Consider the following 20,669-nt stretch of genomic DNA (forward strand, 5'->3'; position numbering starts at 1 on the left):
ATCGCCCTGGACGGCCTGTACTACCGACGATAAAGATTAGTGGCTATTGTGACAAAGAATCTCGGTCTGACCCCTGTTAGCCGTCGTTGACCGTCACGATCCCTTCGGCGCAATCGGCAGCACCGGCCGGTACCTGGTAGGCGTAACCCCACGAGGCCATCGCGTTCAGCGCGGCAAGCTGGTAACACCCGTCGACGGCCGCAGGACCGGGTGCGTTCTCGCAACCCAGTTCCTCGCCCAGACCTCGCAGCCGGGCAAAACCCTGGGTGTCCTCAGAATCCTGGAAGTACAGGTTGCACGCCGTGCGCTCGTTGAGTGGTACGGCAAAAACAGCCGGCTCTTCAGTCGGTCCGGGCCTGTAGTCCCCGGCGCAGCTTCTGAACACACCGTTATTGTACCAACAGGTAAAAAACACCACCGAGCTGAAGAAGTTATCCAGCATTGAGCGGTAAGCCTTGATCGCCTGCGCCTGGACGATCGGGTCGCCGGCCCCGAAGATATCCGTTTGTGCGCTGTACACCTCGTGCAGGGCGACTGCGGTGTAATACTGGTTCTCGCCTATGGGCCTGCGCGCCAGCGCCGTGGCCCAGAAGTAAAACCGCGTTTTGGCGCCGGCAGGCCCGTCCGGGATGTTTCCGGCAAGCTCGAACTTGTTGAACGCCTCTTCGTTGTTCTCATCGAACTCGACGATTGCAACCTCCAGAAACGGATTTTCCGGGTCGTCCAGCACACAGGTTTCAGGGAAAATGCCGACGTCGGCGCAGTTCAGATTGAGCGCCACGTCCAGAGCATCATTGGACAGTGGAATCTCACTGATTACCGTTCCTTCGTCGCTGTCCGGTCCCTGGCAGCCACCTGTCATCAGCATCGCCGAGCCCAGCAGCATCGCAGCAACTGACCTGAACATAGTTGTTTTCACCGTCTTGTCATTTGAATTGCGCATGATTCTAGTCTCTCGCCATCGGCGGCGGTGTTCCGCCGAAGTTGTACAGGAAGTAGAAAAGTGTCTGCCAGGTGTGAGCGTTGGTACCATCACGGCCCTCGTCGAGACCCTGCGGTGAATTCTCATCGAAGGTGCGGAACAGCGTCTTCACGCCGACCTTGGTCGAAGTACCCTCGTTACGTTTCGAGTCCAGCAGTATCGAGTAGTCCAGTTTGTACTGCTCAGGATAGGTAATGTTGAACTGGCGATGGAAATCGTACGGGCCCCACGCGTTCTTTTTGAAATAGCCTTCAAAAATGTGCTTCTTACCCAGGATTGCCTTGCCACGTGCGATATAGAAACGCCGCGTACCGTCCTGCGGATTGTCCGGCATGGTGTTGTCGCCGGCGAACGGCGTGCCAGTCGACTGCTGGAAGCCGGCGTGCAGGTTGAGAATGTACTTGGCGTTGGTGCCGGCGTTGTACACCATCCGGCTCGACGCCTCGTAGACGTCCTCTTTTGGCAGCCCGACACCAAACGCGGCGTTGGCACCCGTCGGTTCGAAGAAAAACTGGTAGGAGTCCGTTGCGGTTGGATACTCGGTGTAGTTCAGGCCCAGATTGAAGGCAAACTTCGCATCCTCGCGGAAGTCGTTGTCCCACTGGTAAAAGGGCGTCGCACCGGTCGGGTCGTAAGTAATGAACAACTCCGCGGCACGCGTGTCGCGATTGCCCAGGATGGCGAACGGGTCGTCTTCGCGGTTACGCGGCGAAAGACCGGGAATGATGACGCCGGCGGAGGAATCGATCGACGACTCCAGGCCAGGATTCGGGTCGACCAGCGCGTCGCGGTACAGCACGCGCGGATAGATCCACAGGTTACCGATGGGCCACAACAGGCCTGCGGAGTATTCCCGCTGGGCACCAAGACCTGAATACGGCAGCCGCGTGCCGTGCTCACGCAGCCGCAGTCCGGCATCGGCCACCAGGCCCGCATGATTGGCAGTCAGGTAGCCCGCCGCATTTCCAACAGGAAACGACAGCTTGGCCCTGAAGCCGAGCGTGTCCTCCAGGTCGATTTCATCGCGAACGATGTCCCCGCTTACCAGCCTGGTGTAGCTGTCGTTTACTTTTTCCGTCGCGGCCATGATGCCGCCGAATTCCAGCTTGATCTTGCTGGTCAGCTGCGTCTCCGCTGACAGCGTCGTTGCACGTGACTGCCGTGCGGTTGCACCGGTCGCGCCGGTAGCCTCATCGCGCCGGGCGATATCCTCCGAGTGCATAAAGGTGTAGTCGAAGCGGCCGAACCTGTTGGTGTACTTGAGCATCACCTTCGGGTTGGCGCCCCAGTAGACTTCCGGGCCAAACACCACGTTCAGGCCCTTCATCCAGCCTTTCTTGCCGGCGATTTCGATGCCCTGTGGCGCTTTGGCGTTCCAGATATCCATGCCACCGAGGTCCGTGGCTTCCCACATCAGGCCAAAGAAGTCGCCCTTGTAGCCCCAGTGGTAACGCGGCACGTGGCTGAACAACTCAAGGTCGAACAGGTCAGCCTTGTAGGTGGCGCTGAAGTCATAGAACTCAATGCGCTCACGGTCATCCAGCTGATCGGTCGTGTCAAACTGGAACTCGGCATCTGCTGCCGGTTCGGTCTGGACGACCACCGGCAGCCCGCGCCGGCCGTAAGCAATTTCCAGTGGTTCCTTGTTGGCCACGTTGCCAAGCAGGTTCAGCGTGAACTGGCCCTCAATCTTTGCGCTAGGTTCGAAAGCAAAGTCGAGAAACGCCATTTCACCATCGGAAAATATGACGCCATTTTCGCCGCGTTCGTCCAGATCCTGTTCGGTGCCCTTGACCAGGTATTCGGCGCGCAGCGTGCCGCCGGTGAAATGCAGGATCTTCTTTTTCTCGCCGACTTCCTCTTTCAGCTGCCGGACCTCGCCCTGCAGCTGTGCGACATTCATATCGATGCTGTCGATCTCCTGGTTGAATGCCGACTTTTTCCAGGCATAAGGATCGATACTCCACACCTGTGACATCACGTCGTAGGCCATACGCGGCCGTGCGGTATAGACCCCATCGGCATTCGGTGTACCCAGGGCCGTAATGCCCCACCACTCCTCGTTCATGTTGTTCTGGCCTTCGGCCCAGTCATACAGGTACGCCTGGTTCGACCACGATGCATTGGTGTTATGAATATCGAGCTCTTCGACCTGCAGGTACTTCCACCATTCATCGCGCCATTCGAAAATAAACGCGCCAATCGCGTTGCCTTCCTCGCCGTTACCCCAGGCCTTGTTGTACATCTCACGCCACTGGTCGCGCAGGAAGTGCGCCTGGTTGACCTGGTCTTCGCGGAATTCGCTGGCGTTAAAAGCATCGGCACCGAATTCGTAAAAAACCACCGGCAAATCGAGTTTTTCGTCGACTTCCTGCCACAGGCTGGTGAAGCTGCGGCCGCGGTAGACGTTGCTGCCCAACACGTCGAGGTCGGGGCACAGTTCGGCAATCAGGTCGATGTACTGGATGTCGCCGTTAACGATAGAAAACGGCTTGTTCGGCGCGACTTTCTTGCCGGCAACAATTATTTCGTTGTAGAGGCTGTAAAGGTAGCGTGCCTTGGCCGTAAAGCGCTCACCTTCCGGCAGGTTTTCGATTTCGAAGCTCGCCCAGGACAACCCGTAGTTGCTCTCGTTGCCCAGTGCAAACATCAGTACGCCCGGCACATCCGCGTAGGTTTCAAAAATTGCCACCGTATCGCGCAGCAGGATTTCACGGGTCAGCGGGTCGGAGTAATTGGTAAAGGGGACCCATTTGCCGGCGATGGTGTAACCATAGCGGCCCATCAACGGGTTGATGACCGTCATGATGCCGTGCTCACGGTAGACGTAGGTCACCCATTTGGGCGGGATGGTGGCGAAACTGCGAATAGCATTAACGCCCGCCGCTTTCATCAGGCCGAAATCATAATCCAGCACCTTCCGGATGAATTCGTCCGACTCACCCCACAGGTTGTAGGTGTAGTTCTCATTGCGCGGCGTATAACCCCAGACCATTCCCTTGACGAAAAAGTCCTCGCCATTGACCTTCAGCCGCCAGCCGTTCTCATCCTTGTGAGTGGTGACTACATCGCTGGCGTGACTCAGCAAGGGCGCGCCCAGTGCCAATGACAGCACCAGCAACAGCTGGCCCCAGCGCGTGAACTGCCGCTGCTTACCAGCGCCTGAATTTATTACCGACTTATGCATTGCATCCCCACTGCAACAGGTGACCGAATCGCTCTAGTGCGCGATCACATGACGTCACTAAAATACAAAACTGTTTTTGATGAACTCAGGCTGTTGCCGGGCGGCCATGATGAGCACCGCCCGCCCGCTGTCCCCGCCATCTAGCCGAACCAGCTCGATCATGCTGCGACTGGCAGCCGGCGCGATCAGCGTGATGTCGTCAAAATAGAATGTCCAGTTATCCGGGTTGGTCGCTGCCTCGCCGTTCACGCCGATGTCGAAAAAGAACGAGATGCCATCGACACTGCCGGAGAATGTCGGGAATTCAAAGCTCATTTCCTCCCAACCAGACCCGCTGTGTGTCAATTCGACATCGTCGTCCATGGCACTTTCCAGCTTGAACAACAGGCGAACTTCGCGCTGTGACCAGACCTTGATGGTAAAAGTGCTGCCGGCAGCTACATTCAGCGGCGTATCCAGCGTCAGTGTTGCGCCACCAAAGACCTGGCCGGAAAATTTCTGCATACGGACAACCTGGGCGCTGGTGTTGATGCCCTCCATCACCGGGTTGTCAATCACGAATGCCTGGCCACCACCAAAGCCGTTGGTCGCACCGAAGTCATAGGAGTTCGGGTCGGCCTCGAAGTCGGAAACCAGGCCGCTGTCCGGGCCGGGATCCCCGCCGCCGCCATCGGGCGCAACCTGCGTGATGTCATCAAAATAGAATGTCCAGTTATCCGGATCACCGTCGGCATTACCGGCGATGCCGTCGTCAAAGATAAACGTAATACCCGAGTAGCTGCCGCTGGCTGCCGGCAGGTCAAACGTCAGTAACTCCCAGCCGCTGCCGCCATGGGCAACCTCGACCTGGACGCCGGCACCGCCGTCCTCGAGCTTGAACAACACATTCACGGCCCGCTGCGACCATACTTTCATCGTAAACGAAGTACCGACAGCGGCATCGACTGTCGCCTTCAAGGTGGTTCCCGCAAAAGTAGCGCCGCTGAATTTCTGCATGCGGCCAACCAAGGCGCTGGTGTTAATGCCGCCCATGTCCGGGTTTGCCACCACGGACCCGACTCCGCCTTGGAAGTCGTTGAACATGTCGCCACTGCCTTCGAAGTCGGAAATGACACCCTCGCCCGCACCCGGAGAAACCTGGGTGATATCGTCGATCAGGATCGTCCAGTTGGGATCCTCTGACGGCGGATCGGTAGGCGTAGCGCCTGGCACGCCGTTATCCAGAATAAGCGTGATGCCGGTAATCGTGCCGCTGGCCGCCGGCAGCTCGAACGTCAGCTCTTCCCAGCCCGTATTGCCGTGGGTTATGACGACCTCCTGGTTAAGCGGTTCGAGCTTGAACGTCAGTGCCACGCCGGATAAATCCGGCCGTTCGCCCCAGACTTTTGCGGTAAACGTGGTGCCGTTGGCGGTATCCCAGGGTGTGGGCAGCTGCAGCGTTGTACCGGCAAAGTTTGCGCCACCGGCAAATTTCAAAAGCTTCGCCACGTTGGCACTGCTGTTGCCGTCCGTCTCCGGATTCTCGGTGACAAAACCGACGCCGCCTTCAAAATCGGTAAACGCGTATGGGCCGCCGGAAGGCTCGAAATCGACCGTATTGCCCGACGGATCGCCACCGTCACCACCATCATCGGGCGATACCTGGGCGATGTCGTCAATCAGGATCGTCCAGTTGGGATCCTCTGATGGCGGGTCTGTAGGCATAGCGCCCGGCACGCCATTGTCGAGAATAAACGTGATCCCGGTAATCGTACCGCTGGCCGCCGGTAGCTCGAAAGTCAGGTCTTCCCAACCGGTGTTGCCGTGCGTTACGACAACTTCCCGGCCAAGCGGTTCGAGCTTGAACGTCAGATTCACGCCGGATAAATCCGGCCGGTTGCCCCAGACCTTCGCGGTAAATGTAGTGCCGTTAGCCGTATCCAGCGGGGAATTCAGCTGCAGAGTTGTACCGGCAAAATTTGCACCCCCAGCGAACTTCAACAGCTTCGCCACGTTGGCACTGGTGTTGCCGTCCGGCTCCGGGTTCTCGGTTACAAATCCGACGCCACCTTCGAAGTCGACGAAGGTATAGGGCGCGCCACCCGGCTCGAAATCGGCGACACATGTAGACGCCCGGACCGCGCCGCAGGCGCCACCGCCCGGACCGCCACCGCCGCCATCATCCGGCGTAACCTGGGCAATATCATCGATCAGGAATGTCCAGTTGGGATCCTCCGACGGCGGATTGGTCGGCGTAGCACCCGGCACGCCGTTGTCGAGGATAAACGTGATACCGGTAATCTCGCCGCTGGCCGCCGGCACCTCGAAAGTCAGTTCTTCCCAACCGGTATTGCCGTGGGTAACAACGACCTCCTGGTTAAGCGGTTCGAGCTTGAATGTCAGATTCACGCCGGATAGATCCGGCCGGTTGCCCCACACTTTCGCCGTAAACGTTGTGCCATCGGCGGTATTCCAGGGGTCATTCAGCGCCAGCGTTGTACCGGCAAAAGTTTGGCCACCTGCGAACTTCAGCAGCTTCGCCACGTTGGCACTGGTGTTGCCGTCCATCTCCGGGTTCGGAGTGACAAAACCAACCCCGCCTTCGAAGTCGGTGAAATTGTAGGGTGCGCCGTCCGGCTCGAAATCGATCACCTTGGGTTCGTCGGCAGCGATGATGTCGCTCTCAAGCTGGTAAACGCGCACGTAGTCGACCAGCATGGTCTGCGGGAATGTTTCCGTGCCGTCAGGTGACGCGCCGTTACTTCCCAGCGTGCCGCCCATCGCCACATTAAGTATCAGGAAAAACTCCCGGCGGAATTCTTCCATGTTGCTCGGGTCGATCGCCCGGCTGAAATACGTCGCGCCATCGATCTTGCCGATAATGCGGTCTTCGGTCCATTCCGCCTCGAAGATATGGAAATCGTCACCCAGCGACGAACCGGTATCGCGGTTCTGCGAGTCAAAGATCCTGCCGTTGGGGAAGGTGCACGGTTCCGGTGCCTGGATGCGCTGGTCGCACCAGTGCATGGTGAAATGCGTATGGCGCTCCGTCGATGTCGCACTCGGCAACCCGTTGTGGATCTCCATGAAGTCGATCTCACCGGAATTCGGCCAGCCTATCTCGGGGAAGTTGGCACCCAGACTCCAGAATGCCGGCCACGCGCCCTTGCCCACTGGCGGTTTGATACGCGCCTCGATGCGGCCGTAGCGAAATTCGAAATTATCCAGGGTATTGATACGCCCGGAAGTAATGGTGTCATTTCGCTTACCACATGGCGGTGTGTCACAGCGCGCTTCCAGTACCAGGTTGCCGCCTTCCACCCGGACGTTATCGGTAGCGTTGGTATACAGCTGCCATTCGTCGTTGCCCCAGCCGCTGTTGTTTTCGCCGTAGCCGGTTTCGATGTTCCACTTGCTGGCGTCGACCTCGCCATCGACGTCGAAGTTGTCTTCAAACACCAGGATGAACTCGTCATCGTTGCTGTCCAGCTCAAGCTGCAGCGGTGTGGCACGTATTTGCTGCTTGCCCTCACCCTCGCTGAAACAACCCGCAAGGAGCAGCAGTGTGGAAATAGCGACGGCGAGGCGCGTGATGCGCCCGTAAGGCTCTGAGTGCATAGCTGAATCTCTGGCTTTGTTTTTTCGGTTCCGGGCCGTCCAGACTACTGCAAGTGCCAGTCCACGGACCAACAGACCCCCAACCCGGACTTGTTTAACAAGAATTGACAGCGCTGTCAATTTGAAGGACGATCATCCGTCGATTTCCCCGCGGGGGTTGGGGAAATAAGCGGCCGGGATGGGGACCAGTCAAATGAGTAAAACGACCCACTACGAAACGGCGCCGCAGGATCGGATCCCGTTCCTGCAGAAGGTCGCCTACGGCGTCGGCGCCCTGGTCAACAACCTGCTTGCCTCGTCAGGCAACCTTATTGTCCCGGTGCTCAATCTCGGCTTCGGCATGAACCCGGCCCTGGCCGGGCTGGTCGCTTCGCTGCCGCGGCTGACCGACGCGATCACCGACCCGCTGATGGGCTACATCTCCGACAATACGCGCTCGCGCTGGGGCCGACGCCGCCCGTATATTTTTGTCGGCGCTATCGCGGCCGGCCTGTTATTGATGCTGCTGTGGCAGCTGCCGGACGGAAAGACCGAGGCGTATTTATTCTGGTACTTCCTGATCGTCTCCCTGATTTTCTTTCTTGCCTACACGATGTTCGCAACACCGTGGGTTGCGCTCGGCTACGAACTGACCCCCGACTACCACGAACGCACCCGGCTCATGGGCGTACAGAACTGGATTGGCCAGCCGGTCTGGATGATCGCGGGTTACTACGTCTATTTCACCCAGAACTGGTTCGACGACATGCGTACCGGCGCGGCCTCGCTGGCGATCATCATGGGCATTATCGTCATTGCGCTCGGCATCCTGCCGGCAATCCTGCTACGCGAGCGGTTCAAGGATGTCGCGATAAGCGAGGCAGCCAGACAGGCCAAAGACGGCATCGTCGGCGCGATGCTCGACTTCCTGCACGGGTTTGCTACAACGATAAAATTCAAACCCTTTCTGAAACTCTGCCTGGCGACATTCCTGATCTTTAACGGTTTCCAGCTGATTGCCTCGTATCAGATTTACGTGATCACCTATTTTGTCTTTGACGGCGACATCGACCCGGGTTCGAAGTGGACCGGTCACGCCGGCCTCATCGGCGCCGTGTCGACGCTGCTGATCATTCCGCTGATTACCTGGGTTGCAACAAAAATCGGCAAGCGCCGCGCCCTTATTGCCGCGATAGGCATATCGATGATTGGTTATGCATCGAAATGGTTTCTTTATGATCCGGCCACGCCGTGGACTATATTGGTCCCCGCCCCGCTGCAGGCGTTTGGTCTTGGCTCCCTTTTCACGATAATGCCGTCGATGATCGCCGACGTCGTGGATATGGACGAACTCAATACCCATCAGCGCCGCGAGGGCATGTATGGCTCAATATTCTGGTGGGTAGTCAAACTCGGACTGGCGGTGGCGCTGCTGCTGAGCGGTTTTATGCTCAACTGGACCGGCTTTGATGTCGAACAGGCCACCCAGACCGCAGAAACGATTACGATGATGCGGGCATTCGATGCCTTCGTTCCAGTCGTCACCTCGCTGATCGCGATCTGGGCAATCGTCAGCTTCCCGATCACCGAGGAGCGCGCTTACGAAGTTCGACAGGAACTGGAACGACGTCGTGGCACGGTTGGCGACCCGGCTGCCGATTAACCCGGCCGGACATATCTAAAGGTGAAACTGGTAAACAACAATGTCACGTAAACATGGAGAAACCATTTACGGGGGGCGCAAGCTCGCACTGACCGGCATCGACTGGGATGCCGTGGACAGCGACCTCAGCCTTCTGTTCCGCCAGGTGCTCGAAAGCCGCATACACGGGCTTTCTTTCAGCCCATACATTACGGGCCAGGGTCCTGGAACACACATCAGTGAACAGCAGATTCGCGACCGGCTGAGTATTATCCAGCCGTACACACGCTGGATCCGCACGTTTTCCTGCACCGACGGCCACGAGGCCATACCGCGTATCGCCGGTGAAAACGGCCTGAAAACGCTGGTTGGTGTCTGGCTCGACGCCGATCGCGACAAGAACGAAGAAGAAATCACCAACGCCATCGAAATTGCCAGGGCGGGTCATGCCGATATTGTCGGCGTCGGCAACGAGGTGTTGCTGCGTGAAGACCTGACAGAAGATGAGTTGATTGACTACCTGCAGCGAGTAAAGCATGCCGCGGCCGGCGTGCCGGTGGGCTACGTTGACGCCTATTTCAAGTTTGTCGATCACCCGCGGGTTACGGCGGCCTGCGATGTCATCCTCGCCAACTGTTATCCGTTCTGGGAAGGCTGCGCCGCGGAGTATTCTCTGCTGTACATGAAAGACATGTACCAGCGCGCGGTACAGGCCGCCAATGGCAAAACCGTCATCATCAGCGAAACAGGCTGGCCGGACGTAGGCTCGCCAACCGGCGCGGCCGTGCCCGGACGTGAAACTGCAATCCGCTACTTCCTCAACACCTACCGCTGGGCTGATGAAGAAGGCATTGAAGTCTTCTACTTTTCTTCCTTCGACGAAGACTGGAAGGTAGAGGACGAAGGCGACGTGGGCGCCTACTGGGGCCTGTGGGACAAAGACGGGAACCTCAAGTATGGCTGACAGCACCGCGCTGAATGACAACATGCAGACCACCGCCAATGCGATCTGTTACTCGGGTTATCGCGAGGGCCAGTCGCCTGTCGATAACCGTTTTCCAACCTATGCCCAGGTAAGCGAAGACCTGAACCTGCTGAAGCCAAACTGGCAATTCCTGCGGCTGTATGACTGCAGCCAGCACGCCGAGACGGTGCTCGAAGTAATCCGCGCTGAGCAGCTCGACTTCAGAGTAATGCTTGGCGCCAACATGGCAGCCGAAGCGAGCAATCCCGGTTGCCCCTGGGGCGCGCATTACAGTTCGGCAGACCTGCACGCAAACCAGCAGGCCAACAGCCAGGAGATCGACCGGCTGATACGCCTGGCCGATGCATATCCCGATATCGTGTTTTCAGTTTCCGTCGGCAACGAGGCTAGCGTCGAGTGGACCGATCACCTGGTGCCGGTAGAGCACCTCATCGACTACGTGCGTCGTGTCAAGCGTGCGATCAGGCAGCCGGTGACGTTTTGCGAAAACTACGTGCCCTGGACCGGCAAGCTGGAACCGCTGGCCGCTGAGCTCGATTTCATATCGCTGCACACCTATCCGGTGTGGGAATACCAGACAATCGAAGATGCGCTGGACTACACCCGGCAAAACTACAACAGCGTCGCCCACCACTACATGGACAAGCCGGTCGTTATTACCGAGGCCGGCTGGACAACGGCCTCCAATGGTCGCGGTATCGAGCCATGGAATGCGTCACAGGAGCTGCAGGCCTTCTATCATCGCAAGCTGCTCGAGTGGACCAAACAGGAACATATCCTCACGTTTGTCTTCGAAGCATTCGACGAGCCATGGAAAGGGTCGCCCGACCCGCTCGAGCCGGAGAAACACTGGGGGTTGTTCACCGTGGACAGACAGCCCAAACTGGTGATGCGTGAGGTCTATTCCGGCCAGTCAACCAGGTAGCACCGGGCCGCTGCACGCATAATCCGAGCAACATGAACAAGTCTATGCACCACAACAATGGAGTTACGGGCGATTTCGTCACGCTTGATGGCGAACGCTACTACGCAATCCACAACGTCGATGCGATGGCGCCGTTCTTCATCAACCTCGTGTCGGATAACGACCTGTGGATGTTTATTGCTTCCAACGGCGGCCTGACCGCCGGCCGGATGTCGCCGGACAATGCCCTGTTCCCCTATGTCACCGTGGACAAGCTGTACGACAGCGTGCCAAACACCGGCAGCACGACGTTGCTGCGTATCGTACGCAACGGTCAACAGCACGACTGGGAGCCGTTCAACCGCGAGCATGACGACCGTTACCGTACGACTCGCAACCTTTACAAGAGCGCGCTTGGCGACAAACTGCTGTTCGAGGAGATCAACCACGACCTCGAACTCCGGTTCCGTTACAGCTGGGCCAGCAGCGAGACCTACGGCTTTGTCCGCACCAGCGAGCTGGAAAACGGCGGCGCTGCGGATTGCCGGGTCGAACTGGTCGACGGGCTGCAAAACCTGCTGCCGGCCGGCACGCCTCGTTTTACCCAGACCAACTCCAGCTACCTGGTCGATGCCTACAAATGGAGCGAGCTGGATGAGTCCTCCGGCCTGGCGCTGTTCACGCTGTTCTCCGGCATTTCCGATCGTGCCGAGCCGTGCGAATCGCTGCGTGCCACGACCGCCTTCTGCCTTGGTCTCGATGATTGCCGCATCCTGCTCTCGTCACAACAGCTGGAGGACTTTCACCGCGGCGCAGCGCTGCAGCAGGAGACCCGCAAGCGTGGCATTCGCTGTGCATTTCTCGTCAATGCATCATTTGACCTGCCCGCACAGGCCAGCCAGCGGTGGCAGACCGTGCTCAACGGTGAAAAAAGCCAGGCCGATGCCGTCGACCTGATCCAGCAGCTGCGCGACCGCAACAGACTCGGTGCAGCAATTGACGCCTCGGTAGCGGCCGGCTCCGTGGGTCTGGCGCGCATCATGGCTGCAGCTGACGGATTCCAGAGCACTGCTGAAGAAAACGTTTCCGAGCATCATTACGCCAACGTGCTGTTCAATGTGCTGCGCGGCGGCATCGTCAACGACCAGTACCGAATTTCACGCCGTGACTTCCGCAGTCATCTGCAAATGTTCAACAAGGCAGTGTGCGCACAGCACCGCGACATGCTCGATGCCCTGCCGGAACAGATCGACTACAGCGAGCTGATGACCCGGGTAAAGCAGCAAAACGACCCGCAGCTGGAACGCCTGGCCCACGAATACCTGCCAATCACTTTCGGCCGCCGCCACGGCGACCCAAGCCGGCCGTGGAACCAGTTCTCGATCCGGTTGAAAGACGACCATGACAACCCGCTGCTGACCTATGAAGGCAACTGGCGCGACATCTTCCAGAACTGGGAGGCGTTGCTGCTCAGTTACCCGGAATTCACCGAAAACGTGATCAGCAAGTTCGTCAATGCCTCGACCGTCGACGGCTACAACCCGTACCGCATCACCAACGAAGGCATCGACTGGGAAGTTGAGGAGCCGGACGACCCGTGGAGCTACATCGGTTACTGGGGTGATCACCAGATCATCTACCTGCAGAAACTGCTTGAGCTGTCGCAGCAGTTTCATCCACAACAGCTCGGGGAACTTCTGCACCGTCCGCTGTTCAGCTACGCCAATGTGCCGTACCGCATAAAGCCGTTCGCCGACGTGCTGGCAAATGCCAAGAGCACTGTGTTGTACGACGACGAGCTGGCCGACCGCATCGAGCAACGCGTGGCCGAGCTCGGCAGCGACGGCAAGCTGGTACTTGACGACAACGGCTCGGTCTACCAGGTCAACCTGCTGGAAAAGCTGGTCGTTGCCCTGCTGGCCAAGCTGGGCAACCTGGTTGTCGATGGCGGTATCTGGCTCAACACGCAGCGCCCGGAATGGAACGACGCCAACAACGCGCTGGTTGGCCAGGGATTGTCGATGGTGACGCTTTACTACCTGCGTCGCTATGTCACATTCATGCAACAGCTGCTCGCCGGCCAGCCGGACACTTTCGAGCTGTCGACAGAAGTGCGGGAATGGCTCGCGGCAACTGCCGCGGCGCTGGCAGACGCCCGCAGCGACCTCGGTGATGGACCCGTCGATGCGACACAGCGTCACCGTTTGCTGACACAACTTGGCGAGGCCGCCAGCCGCTATCGCCTTGCGGTTTACGAGCAGGGTACTTTCAGGGGCACCGAATCGCAGGAGACTTCATCGCTCAACGCGCTGCTCGACGACGCGCTGGCCGCCATCGATCACAGCATCGTTACCAATCGCCGTGAAGACGGCATGTACCACGCCTACAACCTGCTGGGGCTGCAGCCCTCGGCGGCAACGGTCGATACGCTTTACCCGATGCTCGAGGGCCAGGTCGCGGCACTCAGTTCCGGCGCCGTCAGCCCGCAGCAGGCCGTCGATGCACTGGAGGCCCTGTTTGCCAGCGAACTGTTCCGCGCAGACCAGCAGTCATTCCTGCTGTATCCCGACCGCGACCTGCCCGACTTCCTGGAAAAAAACAGCGTGCCGGCTGCGGCAGTCGAATCAGTGCCACTGCTGCAGCAGATGCTCGATCGCGATGACCGGCGCATTATCGAGCGCGATGCCGCCGGCACTTATCGCTTCAACGCCGATTTCCAAAACGTTGCTGACCTCGATGCCGCGCTCGACGAACTCACGGCTGACTATGGCAATGCAGTCGCAACTGCGCGAGCGCCGCTGCAGGAACTGTACGAACAGGTATTCGACCACCAGTCCTTCACCGGGCGCTCCGGCGGCATGTTCGGCTTTGAGGGCCTCGGCAGCATCTACTGGCACATGGTTTCCAAGCTGCTGGTTGCAGCACAGGAAGTTTATTTCACCGCACGGGAACAGGACGACGATGACGCGGCCTGCCGCCAGCTGGCTGATCTTTACTACCGCATTCGTGCCGGCATCGGCTTTAACAAGACCCCGGCCGAATACGGCGCGTTCCCGACCGACCCGTACTCGCACACACCAAAACACGCCGGCGCCCAGCAGCCGGGCATGACCGGCCAGGTTAAAGAAGAAATATTGACGCGATTCGGTGAGCTGGGCGTGCGCGTGCGCGACGGCGCCGTCGAGTTCGATCCGGCACTGCTGCGCAGCCGCGAGTTCCTCGACAGCCCGCAGCCCTATCGCTTTCTTGATGTCGACGGCACCTGGCAGGAGCTGACCGTGCACGCGCACGGACTGGCCTTCAGCTGGTGCCAGGTTCCGGTTGTGTACACGCTGGACGACAACGCCACGCCGTCCATCACGCTTATCCGCGATGACGGCAAATCCGACAAGCTCGACGAACTGGCCCTGCCGGCCCCGATTGCGCAGGAAGTATTTCGCCGCACCGGCCGCATCCGTCAGATCAACCTGACGCTGACCCGCAGCCAGCTACTCCTGTAGGAACGACTTCAGCCGCGAACAATTCCCGCGTGATAGCGCGAACGGATGTCGTACGAGCCTGTTCGCGGCAGGATGCCGCTCCCACAAAGCCGTTCCCACAGGGGAATTGATCGCAGGTAGTCGCGGCTGAAGCCGCTCCCACAAAGCCGCTCCCACAAAGCCGTTCCCACAAAGCCGCTCCCACAAAGCCGTTCCCACAAAGCCGTTCCCACACAGGGGAGTTGGTCGCTGGTAGTCGCGGCTTCAGCCGCGGACAATTCCCGCGTGATAGCGCGAACGGATGTCGTACGAGCCTGTTCGCGGCAGGATGCCGCTCCCACAAAGCCGCTCCCACAAAGCCGTTCCCACATAGCCGTTCCCACACAGGGGAGTTGGTCGCTGGTAGTCGCGGCTGAAGCCGCTCCCACAAGCCGCTCCCACAAGCCGCTCCCACAAGCCGCTCCTGCAGGCCGGGATCAGCGGCGCAGCGAACCGAGGTAGCGCGCGTACGGATTCGGCCGGTAACCCAGTTCGTCGATAGCCTTCTGCACGCGCTCGCGGGTCTGCTCGCGCACGTTGTCTTCGCCATTGCTTACCCGGGACACGGTCTTGATCGACACACCTGCCAGCCGCGCAACATCAACAATAGTCGCCGCTGTCGAGCCGGCAAGGCTGCCACGCGTGGTGCTTGCTTCGCTGACGCTCATACCAGCTCCGGCCATCCGGCCAGGTGGAAATCGTCCTCGTGGTCCTTTCTCGCCGGCAGATGCGCCGGCTCGTTCCAGGCTCGATGACCCGGATTTGACCCGGCAACCCCTCGAACGGTGAAAAATGCCGGCGGCAGCGCGCCGGCGAGCGGGTAGGCGACCGGATATTGGCCGATGGCGGCCAGGTAGGCTTTCAATGCAGCCTTGATCGTCTTCCTCATAGCAATACTCTCCAATGTGCGTCTTTTCCTGACGAATCTGTCGGCAGCCACGGGGCCTACCGACGGCATCAGAATAGGGTCTTCGCCGCAACGCAACAAACGGAAAAATATCAGCCCCGGGCTGAGAAAAATTCAGCCTTTTTGAGCAAAAGTCTGCAGGATCCACGAGCGCAGCGTGCTCACCGCCGGGTCGGCGGCACGATCACCGGGGCACACCAGGTAGTAGCTGACGTCAGTTTGCAATTCGTAATCAAACAGCCGCACCAGGCCGCCTGATTCGAACCACTTGTCCCCCAGTCCCACCGGCATCATCGCTGCGCCGACACCACGCTCGGCGGCTCGCGCCGCGGCGGTCATCGTATCCAGCCGGGTAACCCTGGCATCCTCGGGCAGGCTGATTCCGCTCGCGGCTGACCAGCGCTTCCATGCCTGTGGCCGGGTGTCATGAATGATGATGGGAAACTCACTGACAATAGTCTTGTTACGAACTTTGACACCGCGTGCCAACTCCGGCGAACCGGCCGGCACCAGCCGCAGCGGGAACAACAGGTCGGACACCAGCCCCTGCGGTGCTGATCGGAACAGCCGTATCGACAGGTCTGCGTCGGCCGGATGTTTTTCCGATGACTCATCACTGGCACCCACCTGGATATCGATGTCCGGGTGAGCGGCGTTGAACTCCTGCAGGCGCGGCACAAAATACTCGTTGGCGAAAAAGGGCTGCACCGATATACGCACACTGCTGCGCAGCGCGACGCCGCCCTTCTTGTAGCGCGCAACCACCTCGTCAATCTGCCGCATCAGCGGCGCAATCTCGGCATACAGCGACCGGCCCGTTTCGGTCAGCCGCAGCGAACGGCTGGTACGCTCGAACAACTGCTCGCCGAGCTCCTCCTCCAGGCTCTTGACCTGGTGACTCACCGCCGAAGCGGTAATGAACAGCTCTTCACCGGCAACACGAAAGCTTTCGTGCTCCGCAGCGATGCTGAAAGTACGCAGGGCGCGCAGCGATGGAAGTGCTCTTTTGCTCATACCCGGGTGATTTGCATGATTCGTGCCAGCACCATAGCGCGGCATGCATCAGGCCGGCCAATGGCTGTTTGTTAAAGTTCGGGGAGTGTCCTGCAGCCGTGCACCGTCGTGGGGCATAGCCGCACAAACAAGGGTCAGGCGGTACCGCCCACCGTCAGCCCGTCGACCCGCAGCGTCGGCTGGCCAACGCCCACCGGCACGCTCTGCCCTTCCTTGCCGCACACACCTACCCCCTGGTCCAGTTCGAGGTCATCGCCCACCATGCTGACGCGAGTTAATACGTCGGGACCGCTGCCGATCAGCGTTGCCCCTTTAACCGGCGCGGTGATCTCGCCGTCTTCTATCAGGTAAGCCTCACTGGCGCTGAACACGAACTTGCCGGAAGTAATGTCGACCTGCCCACCACCAAAATTAACCGCGTACAGGCCCTTGTCGACCGATTCGATAATCTCGTCGGGGTCGTGCGGCCCGGCCAGCATGTAGGTGTTTGTCATGCGCGGCATTGGCAGATGCGCAAATGATTCGCGTCGCCCGTTACCGGTCGGCTCCATACCCATCAGCCGCGCATTCATCTTGTCCTGCATGTAAGTTCGCAATATGCCGTTTTCGATCAGCGTGGTGCACTGACTCGGCGTGCCTTCATCGTCAATGTTGAGCGAACCGCGGCGGTCCGCAATTGTCCCGTCGTCAACCACGGTGCACAGCTCCGATGCCACTCTTTCACCCATTCTCCCCGAGAAAGCCGAGGTGCCCTTGCGGTTGAAGTCACCCTCAAGGCCGTGACCGATCGCCTCGTGCAGCAGCACGCCGGGCCAGCCCGGACCGAGCACCACCGTCATGGTGCCGGCCGGCGCCGCGGTCGCTTCCAGGTTCAGCAGGGCCTGGCGTAACGCTTCGCGCGCGTAATCCATCACGCAATCGTCTTCGTAAAAATACTGGTAACCGAAACGGCCGCCGCCGCCGGCATAACCCTGCTCACGCCGGCCACCCTCGCCTTCCACAATCACCGACACGTTAAAACGTACCAGCGGGCGCACATCACCGCTCAGCGTGCCGTCGCTGGCGGCCACCAGTATCGTGTCGTGCACGCCTGCCATGCTCACCATCACCTCGCGCACACGTGGATCGAGCGCGCGGGTTTCACGGTCTACGCGTTCGAGCAATGCGACCTTCTCGGAATCATCGACCGAAGCCAGCGGGTCGAGCGGCTGGTACAGGTCACGTCCACGCGACGCGCGCCATGCCTGCACGCCACCCGAAGATCCCTGCCTGGCGATCGCGCGGGCCGCTTCTGCCGCATTGGTCAGTGCCGGCAGCACAATTTCATCGGAATAGGCAAAGCCGGTTTTCTCGCCGCTGATGGCACGCACGCCGACACCCTGTTCGATGCTGTAGGCCGCGTCGCGCACGATGCTGTTTTCCAGCGACCACGATTCGTGCCGGCTTACCTGGAAATACATATCGGCAGCATCGACGGCATGGCCGTGAATATTGCCGAGAGCGGCAGCGATATGTGCCTCGTCAATGCCGGCTGGCGCGAGGATGCGCTCACGCGCGAGCGCCAGTGTGCCGGTTTTGTCCTGTGTCATTTCATACCTCGATCAGACCAATACCCGGACGCCGGTGCGTCAGGGCCGGAAAAGCAGCTCGCAGCTGCTGCTGCGCCGCCAGGTCAATTTGCGCGATGATCATGCCGGCGCCAGTGGCCTGCTGCGCCAGTACATTACCCCATGCATCGACAATCATGGAGTGTCCCCACGTTTCACGTCCGGCAGAATGCCGGCCGCCCTGGCTGGCGGCAACCACACAGGTCAGGTTTTCCACCGCGCGGGCCCGCACCAGCGTCTCCCAGTGGGCAGCGCCGGTGGCCGTGGTGAAGGCCGACCCTGCAGCGACGAACTCCGGGCCAGCCATAATGCGCAGCAACTCGGGAAAGCGCAGGTCATAGCAGGTCGCCAACCCGATACGTCCGAACGGTGTGCCCACAACCACGGCGTCGGTTCCCGGGACGGTCGAAGCGGACTCGCGATAATGCCCCTTGCCACCCGGCACATCGACATCGAACAGGTGCACCTTGTCGTAGCGTGCCAGCCGGCTGCCGTCTGGCGCGTAGAAAAAACAGGCCGAATAAACCCTGCCGGCGTCGCCTGATGCAACGGGAATGGTGCCGCCTGCCAGGTACACACTGTTGACGCGCGCCTGCTCTGCGAGAAACGCCTGCAGCGGCGCAGCCTCATCCGGCACCATTGCGTCGGGCTCCGCTATCGCTAGCCGGTCGGCATCGCTGGCGCCCATGAAAGCAAAGTTTTCCGGCAATACCACCAGGCCGGCACCACCCTGTGCCGCCAGCGTGATGAATTCACCTGCCGTCGCCAGGTTTTCCATGACGACATCCGACGACACCATCTGCACGGCAGCGACAGTAACCCGGTTTGTCATCAGGACGCGCCCGCGCCGTCATCGGCAGTCGCCAGTACACGTTCGATCTCCGGCTCGTCCCACGAGCCGGTTATGCGGTAGTTGATACGCGCCATGTCCTGCAACGGCTTCTTGAATATCTCGGAGAAAATCAGCATCGCACCGCCCACGACCGGCCCGCCGGCAATGACACCGGCGACCGGCAGTGCGGCGCCAAAGTTACCGTAGACCACCGCAGTCTGGTCGTAGTCGCGTGTCACCAGTCCGGCGCGTCCGGCGATACCCACCTGGGCAGCCGGGCCTTCGAGCACCAGGTTGGAAGTGAACGCATCACCGTCGTCGAGCGTGAAATCACCCTCGATGTAGTCAAAACCAAAACCCTTGTCGAACACATCGCGGAAATCCAGCGACAGGCGTCGCGGCAGGGCTGTCACACTGAGCAGGCCGAATACGCGTCCGGCGCCCGGCTGCACCGACTGCAGCTGACCTGGGCCAATACGCACTTTCACGTTGCCGTCGAGCTGCTGCTTGAACTGCGGCCCGGGCGGGCCGGGCCAGTTCAGCGCGAAATCTATTTCTGCGCTTTCGGCTTGGATGGATTCATCAAAACCCAGGTCGACCAATGTCGGCGCCACATTGTTACTGACAAGCTTCAGGTCGAGCCGGGTACGGTGGCCGTCGGCATCGCGCCGCCATGCCCCCGCCCCGCTGACCGTAAATGATGGCGCCTTGCTGGCAAAATCCTGCATGACGACACCGCCGGCGTCGCTGCGTATTTTCGCTGTCACCTCGCCCAGCTTCATATCGCCAAGACGAAAATCGTCTGCCCGCAGATCGATCTCCGGCATGTCCGCCGGGTTTGCACCACCGTCACTGCCGTCCGACGGTTCTTCTTCGGCAGCGCCGATGTACAGCCGCTCCATGTTGGCAACAATCGGCGCTGCGTCATCGAGCGGGACAAAAACACCGCCGGATACGGTCGCACTGTCCACCTGCACCAGCCATTCGCGCTCGTTACGATCCAGCGCCAGCGTCACGTCTGCCACCTGCTCACCCCAGGCCCGGGCGGTTTGCGCCCGCAGCCGCACCGAGCGCAGTAACGGGTCGCGGCTGTCATCGCCGGGCCCGAAATCGACCTGCAGCCACTTGTCGAGCTCCAGCGTGCCGGCTGCCCCGGTTATCGACAGGCCACCATCCTGCGGAAGTACGGCCGGCTCGACACCAAGGTTTATACCGCCGCGCTCGAGCATCCACTTGTCGCCGGCATCGCGCACCCAGTTGAACCGCGCATTGCCGACACCCGGATAAAACAGGTCAGACTGGATACCGCTGCGCGGCAGGAACAGCCGCAGGTTGAAATCCACCGGTGTCGTGGCAGCCTTGCCGGCCGGTGCCGGCAGGGTAACGGCCATCCCCTGGAGTTGTGACAGTACTTCCACGCTAACCGGCATCGTCGCCGCTTTTTCCGGCATGGTTACTATTGCCGTGTAAGCGCTGCTGCCGGCGAGCATGTTGGGCAGGAAATCCGCCAGCTGC

13 protein-coding genes are annotated in these 20,669 nt (G+C 59.9%); 4 read left to right on the forward strand and 9 right to left on the reverse strand.

The features are described from left to right. Nucleotides 1-76: 76 nt before the first annotated feature. The 3 genes from HKN06_05035 to HKN06_05045 are packed head-to-tail and all read right to left on the reverse strand — an operon-like array spanning nt 77 to nt 7,766. A complete protein-coding gene (locus HKN06_05035) occupies nt 77-943 on the reverse strand; it encodes a hypothetical protein (protein NNF60682.1) in 867 nt (288 codons plus the stop codon). 4 nt (nt 944-947) lie between these two features. After that, nucleotides 948-4,169, reverse strand: a complete 3,222-nt coding sequence (locus HKN06_05040; GenBank protein NNF60683.1) for a hypothetical protein — start codon at nt 4,167-4,169, stop codon at nt 948-950. Nucleotides 4,170-4,226: 57 nt separating this feature from the next. Further along, entirely contained in the window at nt 4,227-7,766 is a 3,540-nt protein-coding gene (locus HKN06_05045; protein ID NNF60684.1) for a family 16 glycosylhydrolase, read from the reverse strand. A 193-nt stretch (nt 7,767-7,959) separates the two neighbouring features. Here HKN06_05045 and HKN06_05050 point away from each other — a divergent pair, with 193 nt between their 5' ends. Genes HKN06_05050 through HKN06_05065 form a run of 4 tightly spaced genes read left to right on the forward strand, consistent with a single transcriptional unit; the run spans nt 7,960 to nt 14,776 of the window. Further along, nucleotides 7,960-9,408: an MFS transporter gene (locus tag HKN06_05050; protein ID NNF60685.1), complete on the forward strand. Its 1,449-nt coding sequence runs from the start codon at nt 7,960-7,962 to the stop codon at nt 9,406-9,408. A 40-nt stretch (nt 9,409-9,448) separates the two neighbouring features. Further along, nucleotides 9,449-10,351 (forward strand): glycosyl hydrolase, encoded by a 903-nt coding sequence (locus HKN06_05055; protein NNF60686.1) that lies wholly within the window; start codon nt 9,449-9,451, stop codon nt 10,349-10,351. Nucleotides 10,352-10,373: 22 nt separating this feature from the next. Further along, complete coding sequence (locus HKN06_05060) at nt 10,374-11,297, forward strand: glycosyl hydrolase (protein NNF60687.1); 924 nt, start codon at nt 10,374-10,376, stop codon at nt 11,295-11,297. Nucleotides 11,298-11,329: 32 nt separating this feature from the next. After that, complete coding sequence (locus tag HKN06_05065; protein ID NNF60688.1) at nt 11,330-14,776, forward strand: hypothetical protein; 3,447 nt, start codon at nt 11,330-11,332, stop codon at nt 14,774-14,776. Nucleotides 14,777-15,231: 455 nt separating this feature from the next. On the opposite strand, the gene HKN06_05070 is transcribed toward HKN06_05065, so the two are convergent. The 6 genes from HKN06_05070 to HKN06_05095 all read right to left on the reverse strand — a co-directional run. Beyond that, the gene (locus HKN06_05070; protein ID NNF60689.1) at nt 15,232-15,462 is read right to left on the reverse strand and encodes a LacI family DNA-binding transcriptional regulator; all 231 of its coding nucleotides are present in this window, start codon (nt 15,460-15,462) and stop codon (nt 15,232-15,234) included. Further along, entirely contained in the window at nt 15,459-15,683 is a 225-nt protein-coding gene (locus HKN06_05075) for a hypothetical protein (protein ID NNF60690.1), read from the reverse strand. Before HKN06_05075 ends, HKN06_05070 begins: the two co-directional genes overlap by 4 nt. Before the next feature lie 132 nt (nt 15,684-15,815). Next, nucleotides 15,816-16,715 (reverse strand): LysR family transcriptional regulator, encoded by a 900-nt coding sequence (locus HKN06_05080; protein NNF60691.1) that lies wholly within the window; start codon nt 16,713-16,715, stop codon nt 15,816-15,818. Between the two features lie 134 nt (nt 16,716-16,849). Next, nucleotides 16,850-18,304: a metalloprotease TldD gene (gene tldD, locus HKN06_05085; protein NNF60692.1), complete on the reverse strand. Its 1,455-nt coding sequence runs from the start codon at nt 18,302-18,304 to the stop codon at nt 16,850-16,852. A gap of 1 nt (nt 18,305) precedes the next feature. Continuing rightward, nucleotides 18,306-19,154 carry a carbon-nitrogen hydrolase family protein gene (locus HKN06_05090; GenBank protein NNF60693.1) on the reverse strand — a complete coding sequence of 283 codons (849 nt, stop codon included), beginning with the start codon at nt 19,152-19,154 and terminating at the stop codon, nt 18,306-18,308. After that, nucleotides 19,154-20,669: hypothetical protein (locus HKN06_05095; protein ID NNF60694.1), on the reverse strand; the 1,516-nt coding region annotated here is incomplete at its 5' end. The genes HKN06_05095 and HKN06_05090, both read right to left, overlap by 1 nt.

It is taken from the genome of Gammaproteobacteria bacterium (assembly GCA_013003425.1).
In the GTDB taxonomy this organism is placed as follows: Bacteria; Pseudomonadota; Gammaproteobacteria; order Steroidobacterales; family JABDKV01; genus JABDJB01.

Excerpts from the sequence above, each read along its gene's own strand:
- HKN06_05035 (NNF60682.1), bottom strand. The coding sequence starts at position 943 with ATGCGCAATTCAAATGACAAGACGGTGAAAACAACTATGTTCAGGTCA.
- HKN06_05060 (NNF60687.1), top strand. The coding sequence starts at position 10,374 with ATGCAGACCACCGCCAATGCGATCTGTTACTCGGGTTATCGCGAGGGC.
- HKN06_05070 (NNF60689.1), bottom strand. The coding sequence starts at position 15,462 with ATGAGCGTCAGCGAAGCAAGCACCACGCGTGGCAGCCTTGCCGGCTCG.
- HKN06_05065 (NNF60688.1), top strand. The coding sequence starts at position 11,330 with ATGAACAAGTCTATGCACCACAACAATGGAGTTACGGGCGATTTCGTC.
- HKN06_05045 (NNF60684.1), bottom strand. The coding sequence starts at position 7,766 with ATGCACTCAGAGCCTTACGGGCGCATCACGCGCCTCGCCGTCGCTATT.
- HKN06_05050 (NNF60685.1), top strand. The coding sequence starts at position 7,960 with ATGAGTAAAACGACCCACTACGAAACGGCGCCGCAGGATCGGATCCCG.
- HKN06_05090 (NNF60693.1), bottom strand. The coding sequence starts at position 19,154 with ATGACAAACCGGGTTACTGTCGCTGCCGTGCAGATGGTGTCGTCGGAT.
- tldD (NNF60692.1), bottom strand. The coding sequence starts at position 18,304 with ATGACACAGGACAAAACCGGCACACTGGCGCTCGCGCGTGAGCGCATC.
- HKN06_05080 (NNF60691.1), bottom strand. The coding sequence starts at position 16,715 with ATGAGCAAAAGAGCACTTCCATCGCTGCGCGCCCTGCGTACTTTCAGC.
- HKN06_05075 (NNF60690.1), bottom strand. The coding sequence starts at position 15,683 with ATGAGGAAGACGATCAAGGCTGCATTGAAAGCCTACCTGGCCGCCATC.
- HKN06_05040 (NNF60683.1), bottom strand. The coding sequence starts at position 4,169 with ATGCATAAGTCGGTAATAAATTCAGGCGCTGGTAAGCAGCGGCAGTTC.
- HKN06_05055 (NNF60686.1), top strand. The coding sequence starts at position 9,449 with ATGTCACGTAAACATGGAGAAACCATTTACGGGGGGCGCAAGCTCGCA.